Source organism: Daejeonella sp. (genome assembly GCF_037719425.1).
Classification (GTDB): Bacteria; Bacteroidota; Bacteroidia; order Sphingobacteriales; family Sphingobacteriaceae; genus Daejeonella.
The window spans coordinates 1-7,993 of the sequence record NZ_JBBJNI010000107.1; the positions used below are offsets into that span (position 1 = coordinate 1).

The following is a 7,993-nucleotide window of genomic DNA, read 5'->3' on the forward strand; positions in this document are numbered from 1 at the left end:
TTTCTATTCATCGTTGACCTTGTTTTTTGTCAACCTATGTCAGGACAAGTCAGATTTCTCCAAAGAGCATCAGACATTGAAAGAGTACCTCGCCAGGTATGACGTGGATAGTCCCGAACACCAAAGCATGCCACTGGTTATAATCAGAGTAAACAAAGAAAAGGCATACTGGCTTGAAAACCAGAAATATTATCAGGGTTTTATTTCACAAATAGAAGAAAATGAGGAAGTGGAAATGAGCTTTTTAAGTTCATCTCTCCAAGGCTTCGCGCGATGGTTTATGATGTTCGGAGATCATGCTACGATAATACAGCCGGAGGCTTTGAAGGAAGAGGTGCGTAAATTGGTTTTGGCCGTGTCAAAGAAAATGACAGATGATTCAGGAACCAAGAACCAGGAATCAACCTGCCTGCCGGTAGGCAGGGACTTTCCACAAAGTTTGTGATGCAATCTGTCCTGGTTCTTGGCTCTTGATTCTTAGCTCATTCTAAAAAAGTATTTTACTGCTAACCTCCTTATTAATGGTAATGTACCCGGGATACTTCACCATCTTCCCCCCAACATCGATAGTTGGTTTAATCTTTATAGTCACGACACCTTTGCGTTCCGCAGCCCCGCTTTCACCACCCCGCACGAAATCAATGATCTCCTCCATAGTTTTTCCATTGGAAAGGAAAGAATAGATGTTTGAATTAACCCTTACCGGTACTGTTGTAGTTCCTCCCGGCTCAATGCTGACCGTTTGATTCACAAAGCCATTAGCGATTTCCTGGTTTTTAATTAATACGATGTATTCAAACTGGTTTATGGCAGCCTCGGTAGATGTTGGGTTACTAATTGTTAGATTAACCCTGGCTTTCAATGGAATGTTTTTTCTGAACAAAGCAAGGGCCAGCTCAGGTACATTCCGAAGCTCTAAAGTCCTGTTTTTTACTAATTGGCTTACGTCTCTGCCAGCAAGGTAAATACTATCAGCAGAACTTATTTCATAGGTACACTTTTCCAGAGCCTCGATCTGCCGGGCCTGTTTATTTAATCCGCAGCCAGCCAGTAACACGGCAAGCAGCAGCACAATTGTTAATCTTTTCATATATTCCTTAACGCTGAATTCGTGCCAAACTTATTGAATTGTTGTTAGTTGCTGGTAGTTAGTTGTCAGAACCTGTTTTTATTTGTTGAGAATGCCAAATACATTCAAAAGGAGGGTATGATATTAGTATTAGTAAGTAACTTTATATTTATTAATTGGATCTTACTAACAACTAACATGCACCGCTGTCATTGCGAGCCTGCCTACCGCAGGCAGGCGCAGCAAAACCACCAACAACCATGAAATTAAAGTCCCTTAGTATACTAATCACCTTAACCATTATTTCAGCCCCATCATTTTCACAATCAAAAATGTCAGTTCTGATAAGCAATCATACTTTTTCTCCAGAAAAAACTGAGGTAGGGACTTTGCAAATAAATTCTGCCGAAAAGGCTGTGTTCAAGCTTAAGGGAAAAAATGCGAAGATGTTCATCATCCAGGATAATAAACTCTCGATAGTCGAAAAGCATATCAAGCCTGATGTGAAATGGTATGACCTGAATATCCAGGCGAAAACCGGATCATCAAAAGTGACCGAAAGATTTAGAATTGTAAATGATCAGTTTATCAGAAATAGGGTGATTGCTCACCGGGGTGCATGGAAGAATACGGGTGCAGCAGAGAATTCAATAGCGGCACTTCAGCATGCCATCAGGCTTGGCAGTCAGGGAAGTGAATTTGATGTGCATATGTCGGCGGATTCCGTCTTAGTTATAAACCACGATCCAACAATTCAGGGACTGACCATTGCAAAAAGTTCGGCTTCCCAGCTCGGAAGTTTGAAGTTATCCAGCGGTGAAAATATGCCGACGCTTGAAGCATTTCTCAAAGCCGGCCTTAATCAAAACAACACCAAGCTTGTTCTCGAAATTAAACCAACAATCAACAATACAAGGGCATTGCAATTGGCTCAGAAAGCTGTGGCTATGGTGAAAGATTTGAGGGCCCAGGCCTGGATCGATTATATCAGTTTCGATTATAATATCTGTCTTGAAGTGCAACGGCTTGATCCTTATGCAAGAGTTGCATATCTGAACGGGGATAAGTCACCTGCTGTACTCTCTGCCGATAAGCTTTGGGGTTTCGATTATCATTTCAGCGTGTTTCAGAAAAACGAGAGATGGATCGATGAGGCTAAGCAAAAAGGCCTTACTATAAACGCATGGACTGTGAATGATGAGCCATTGATGAAGTGGTTCCTTGATAAAAAGATCGATTTTATTACCACTAACGAACCGGAGCTATTGCTGAGGCTGGTTAATAAGTAAAGTCTTCGTTAAATTGAGCCAAGAACCAAGAGCCAGGAGTCAGGACTTTCCACAAAGCGTTATCACGTAAAACACTTTAAGCCGTTGTACATAATCGTCGGCAAGAGGTCTTGATTCCTGGTTCCTGGCTCTTGATTCTCCTACTGTGGGCTTACCACTAAGAATTTGTACCTTTGAAGCTTGGTAAGAAAGCTAAAAAAAGAGCATAATTTATTGCAAAACTTGCGGGCATTCGGTTCAATGATGCGGCGCTCATTGAGCTTACTAAAAGCAAATGATCCGTTACGGATGGCCGCTGCCACAGCATTTTTCACAACTTTTGCTCTGCCTCCAATACTGATAATCTTTACGCAGTTCTTCCGGATCTTTGCTGATCCAAATGAACTGAGCTCGGACCTTATTGAGCGCCTCGGGCGTATTTTGGGAACAAAAAGTGCAAAACAGGTTGAAGTAACTCTTGATGCAGTTAGCGGATTGAGTCAGGAGCATTATGTTACCGTGCTGGGCTTTATCTTTCTAATGTTTGTAGCTACGACGCTTTTTGATGTTATAAAGAATTCCCTGGGGCAGATATGGGACATCAGGATTAGGCCGCATTCGGGTTTTATATTTCGTTTAAAGTATAGGATAAGGTCTTTGGTTATCATCTTTCTGGCCGGCATCCTTTTTTTTGCCGGGTTATTTCTGGAAGGGTTGCAGGCAATACTCGGAAATTATATTGACGAGCTGTGGGGTAGCGGAGGATTGTTTCTGAATAGGGTGCTGAATGAGCTGGTTTTCGTAGTTTTTGTGAGCATTTGGTTTGCCTGTCTTTTTAGGTTCCTTACTGTGGGCAGGCCAAAATGGAAGATAGCCCTGCTCAGCGGTTTCTTTACCGCCATCTTGTTTACTATAGGTAAATGGATCCTGGGATTACTTTTGATAAATAGTAATATCAGTATGCTTTACGGGACTTCCGGATCAATGGTCCTTATTATGTTGTTCGTTTTCTATTCTGCGCTGATCTTTTACTACGGCGGTTGCTTTGTAAAAGTCCTGAGTGAAGTTTACGATGAGCCCATCCGTCCCGTCAAGGAGGCGTTTATGGTCGAAACGTTAGAAATTAAGGTCTAATAGCCATACAGATAAAGTCTGTTTCCATTTTGGTGAATTAAAAAAATAATTCTCAAACTTCATATTTCCTTCATGTTGGCACATGATCTTTATATCATAATCTCGTATATATAATAAAATGAGATCTGATAAATGGTTATTTACAAAGGAAATCCAGCGTTAGAAGGTTAATGATCGCGATAAGAACCGGTTCCGTGGGACTTAATATTCTAAATGCTTCTATCATATATAATAATCTGAAATACTTTAATGATGGTTTGCCTCATTTTGAGGCAAACTTTCTTTATTTTTGCAATCCATGAAACGTTTACTTTTTTATCATTTGGCTTTTGTCGCAGCTTTTGTTGCACTAACACCGTTAACGTTAACGGCCTCGGACCTAATCGTTGATAAACCAATAAGACGTGAGCTTGCAGAATCACTATTGCTGATGTTTCAGGACTCAACTGCCAAGAAAAAACCATCAGGGAAGGATCAGGATAAGCCGGAGAAACCATCCCAGGATGTACAGGAGGAAAGGCTGAAAGAGGCCCAAAGGCGTGCGATCAAGCAAGTGCCCAGATCTGTACCTAAGCTGAAACCTCAGCCGGTTATAGATCGTGCCAGGATCAATAGGCCGCCAATTAAAGTTCCGAAGTAAGGGATGTGAGGATTTAGATTGTAGCCTGCTCAGTTGACGCGTCAGGCAACAGAGGTTCATATTACTTGCCATTTCGCTGAATTTGCCGCAAGCGTGTTTATTTCGCAGGATACAACTGCTGTTCGAAAGAGTCAAACTGCAAAAATTCATTCGTTAACGATCGCAGCCATTTATGGCACCAATGCCAATTACTATGGTCGAACAGCTAAAGAAAGTTTACCTTATTTTTTTTAACTTGAGTTTATATTATCAATTCTGATTTTGAAAGTTCTGCTGATAGAAGACGAAAAGACGCTCGCTTACGAGATCGAAGCATTCCTAAAGAAAGCATTTTATATCTGCGACCTTGCGCATAACGCGAGGAAGGGGCTGGAGATGCTGGGAATGAACCCCTATGATTTCATTTTGCTGGATCTCGGACTACCTGATCTGGATGGATTAAAAGTACTTCAGGAGGCCAAGAAGCTAAATCCGGACGCCGCTTACATAATTCTCACAGCACGGGGGAATATCGAGGACCGCATAATTGGCCTTGACCTTGGTGCTGATGATTATCTGCCAAAGCCGTTTTCACTGCTTGAGCTTCAATCAAGAATGCAGGCAATCTCCAGGAGAAAGTTTAATCTCAATACCCAGGAAATTAGCTTAGGGGAATTCGCAGTAGATCTTCAGAAAAGAATTGTTAGCCATACCCTACACGAAGTGGAGCTTACCCGGAAAGAATTTGATCTTCTAAGCTACTTGCTATTGCATAAGAATCGTGTCTTAACACGAATGCAATTAAGTGAGCACATCTGGGGATCATTTGCAGATGATGATTACGATTCTAACTATATTGACGTCCATATAAAAAACATTCGAAAAAAATTAAGCGCTTTTGGCTCGGTCGAATGGCTCGAAACAGTTAGAGGTGTTGGATATAAAATAAGGAAGCATTAGTGAAACTTATAAGCAAGCTAACTTTATTCGTTACTCTATCCAAGCTTGCTGTCGTACTGCTTTTTGTATTTGCTCTGCCGTACCTGGTAGGCGGGATCGCTCGTGATTATACAGACTCCTATCTCCGCCAACAGAAAGAAAAAGTGTTGGAAGTAGTTGCGAAAAATGGAGTAAACACCTATTTGCAGGGCGAAGACAGCTATGGTAGCTATACAATGCTTAAAGAAGAGTATATCTCTCTTGAACCCGTTGAAACGAGCTTCAATATTGATACAATTTATACTGGCGAACGTATCATAGAAGATGACACGCTCAGTTATCGTGTGCTTGAGCACGCATTTCTGGCGAGAGACAAAAAATATTTAATGGAAGTTGGCAAAACCACCGCTACAATTGATCAGTATAACCGGCCTTTACAAAAAATAGCAACATATGTGCTTCTGGGCCTGATTCTTTTCACCCTCATCATAGATCTTTTCTACACGCGTTTTCTGCTCCGTCCGTTGGAAAAGATAATCCGTACAAAGATCAGCAACCGAAAATTCCCCTTCAACGAAAATTCTGTTCCCATAAAAACTACAACCACAGATTTCAGTTTTCTGGATACGTCGCTCATTAACCTTATGCAGCAAATTCACGAAGCCTTTGAAAAGGAGCGTGAGTTCACTGCCAACGCATCACACGAGCTTATGACTCCTATTGGCATTCTTCAAAACAAGATCGAGAACCTGATGGGAGAACCTGAATTGAGTGAGATGGTTCAGGAACGTCTGATAGGTATGCAAAGGACTCTAAACAGGCTTAAGCGGATTGTTCACTCTCTTCTTCTTATATCACGGATAGAGAATGATCAATATAGTAAAAATGAGTCTACCTCGTTGTATGAACTATTCTGTGATATTCAGGAGGAAATTAATCACCGCCTTAATGAAAAGGAAATAACAATGCATGTTGATATTTCAAAAGCGGTTGTGCTTAAGGGTATAAACCGGGATCTCATATTTCAGCTGATGTACAATTTAATAAACAATGCCATTAGATATAACAAGCAGAACGGTAGTATCCGCATATCTAACAAGATGATGGTAAATGGTTCTTGTGCAATAACAATCAGCGATACTGGAATTGGAATCCCCAAAGAGGATATAAGCACAATATTCAACCGTTTCAAAAAAGCTAATAAGTCTGAAGAGGCCGGCGGCTATGGTCTTGGACTTTCTATCGTTAAAAGTATTGCAGATTATCATTCCATAACTATTGAACTTACTTCTGAAGTAAATGAAGGGACAGAGTTTATAATCAACTTCCCCTGCGATCTTATCCAATAGGTCTGTAAACCCAGTTTGTTCGTCGTCCAAAAGAACGAAACCCGAATAGGATGCGTATTTTACTTAAAAGATACCGGGGTTAGAACGGGCCTTTTTATTTAAAGAAGATCCTTTAAGACTACCCAAACATTATCTGCTAAGATCCGGTGCCCTTCAGTCGTAGGGTGTATACCATCAGATTGGTTTAAATTGGATACTCCGCCGACCTTATCGAGAAGGAAAGGCACTAGTGCCATATTATTTTTGTCTGCGATCTGTTTGAAGATAACGCTGAAATCAGACGCGTACTTTGAACCCATATTTGGAGGTACCTGCATGCCAGTCATAACTAGCTTTGCTTCGGGATATTTTGCCTTAACCTGGTCGACGATGTCTTGCAGGTTTTTTGCCGTTTCGGAAACAGGAATCCCTCTTAACCCGTCGTTAGCACCCAGCTCCAGTATAAAAACATCAACTTTTTGTTTTAAGATCCAGTTAATTCGCGCCTTTCCGGCAGCTGTTGTCTCGCCGCTTAAGCCAGCGTTAGTAATTTTGTATCGGAGATTTAAAGAATCAATTTTATTTCCTATTAGCGCGGGGAATGCTTCGTCAGGCTCTACACCAAGACCAGCCGTTAAACTGTTGCCAAAGAAGAGAATGTTCTTTTTCTGAGTGCTGTCCGCTGTGGGCAGACTATTGTTCTTTGTAGTTTCTACGGGCTGATTAATACTTCCTCCACAGGAACTGAGGATAAATCCTGAGATAAGCAGGGATATGATGTTTTTAAACATGGTTCTTCTTTAGAAAAGCAAAATTACGATTTCTGGTTCATACCTGAGACCCCTTGGGCGCATGCGTCTCTTCTTCCACAGTGTAACATCTCCAGCTTGTGACCACAAACACTTGCAGAATTTTTAAAATACACACACTCTCACTACTTTCAAATTCATTATTTTGCAAGAATACCAGACTAGAATAACCTTAACCGAATCCGCGTGGACATTATCCTGAATATTCAAAATCTTACTAAAACATATCAGAGTGGCGGAAGTACCCTTACTGTCCTCGACAATATCAGCTTCGAGCTTGAGGCGAAATCTACGATGTCAATTGTAGGCCCGTCAGGAAGCGGAAAAACTACTCTTCTTGGTCTTTGTGCAGGTTTAGACAGATCAAGTTCTGGTATGGTTGAACTAAATCATATAAGATTGGATAATCTAAGTGAGGATCAAAGGGCACAGGTTAGGAATCAACACGTAGGATTTATATTTCAGAACTTTCAATTGCTCCCCACCTTAACAGCAATTGAAAACGTTATGGTTCCTTTAGAACTTAGGGGAGAAAAGAATATACGCTCCCGTGCTGCCGATCTTTTAGATAAAGTCGGACTTGCTGATCGGGGCCATCATTATCCAAGTCAGCTGTCAGGAGGCGAGCAACAGCGGGTGTCGTTGGCACGGGCTTTTTCAAATTCCCCAAAGATCCTTTTCGCCGATGAACCTACTGGAAATCTGGATGCGGAAACAAGCGAAAAGGTTGTAAAATTAATTTTTGATCTGAACAAAGAAGCTGGTACTACGCTTGTTTTAGTAACACACGATCTTGAACTGGCGTCCAGGACTCAGCGGATAATCCG

General features: G+C 41.3%; 9 protein-coding genes. 7 read left to right on the forward strand and 2 right to left on the reverse strand.

The features are described from left to right. Window positions 1-445: WYL domain-containing protein (locus tag WKF69_RS13630; RefSeq protein WP_340382624.1), on the forward strand; the 445-nt coding region annotated here is incomplete at its 5' end. Window positions 446-487: 42 nt separating this feature from the next. Here the strand turns inward: WKF69_RS13630 and WKF69_RS13635 are convergent. Continuing rightward, window positions 488-1,090, reverse strand: coding sequence for an LEA type 2 family protein (locus tag WKF69_RS13635; protein WP_340382625.1), 603 nt, complete (start codon window positions 1,088-1,090; stop codon window positions 488-490). Window positions 1,091-1,329: 239 nt separating this feature from the next. On the opposite strand from WKF69_RS13635, the gene WKF69_RS13640 reads away from it, so the two are divergent. The 5 genes from WKF69_RS13640 (at window position 1,330) to WKF69_RS13660 (ending at window position 6,378) form a co-directional block, all read left to right on the forward strand. Then, window positions 1,330-2,358: a glycerophosphodiester phosphodiesterase family protein gene (locus tag WKF69_RS13640; RefSeq protein ID WP_340382626.1), complete on the forward strand. Its 1,029-nt coding sequence runs from the start codon at window positions 1,330-1,332 to the stop codon at window positions 2,356-2,358. 255 nt (window positions 2,359-2,613) lie between these two features. Continuing rightward, window positions 2,614-3,471 (forward strand): YihY/virulence factor BrkB family protein, encoded by an 858-nt coding sequence (locus WKF69_RS13645; RefSeq protein ID WP_340382627.1) that lies wholly within the window; start codon window positions 2,614-2,616, stop codon window positions 3,469-3,471. A gap of 298 nt (window positions 3,472-3,769) precedes the next feature. Further along, on the forward strand, window positions 3,770-4,111 hold the full coding sequence (locus WKF69_RS13650; protein WP_340382628.1) for a hypothetical protein: 342 nt from the start codon (window positions 3,770-3,772) through the stop codon (window positions 4,109-4,111). A gap of 261 nt (window positions 4,112-4,372) precedes the next feature. Beyond that, on the forward strand, window positions 4,373-5,050 hold the full coding sequence (locus WKF69_RS13655) for a response regulator transcription factor (protein WP_340382629.1): 678 nt from the start codon (window positions 4,373-4,375) through the stop codon (window positions 5,048-5,050). After that, on the forward strand, window positions 5,050-6,378 hold the full coding sequence (locus WKF69_RS13660; protein WP_340382630.1) for a HAMP domain-containing sensor histidine kinase: 1,329 nt from the start codon (window positions 5,050-5,052) through the stop codon (window positions 6,376-6,378). The genes WKF69_RS13655 and WKF69_RS13660 overlap by 1 nt, the downstream gene beginning before the upstream one ends. A 98-nt stretch (window positions 6,379-6,476) precedes the next feature. On the opposite strand, the gene WKF69_RS13665 is transcribed toward WKF69_RS13660, so the two are convergent. Further along, entirely contained in the window at window positions 6,477-7,148 is a 672-nt protein-coding gene (locus WKF69_RS13665; RefSeq protein ID WP_340382631.1) for an arylesterase, read from the reverse strand. A 204-nt stretch (window positions 7,149-7,352) separates the two neighbouring features. Between WKF69_RS13665 and WKF69_RS13670 the strand changes: the two genes are divergently transcribed. Beyond that, window positions 7,353-7,993 (forward strand): ABC transporter ATP-binding protein (locus tag WKF69_RS13670; RefSeq protein ID WP_340382632.1); only part of this gene is annotated, 641 nt, incomplete at its 3' end.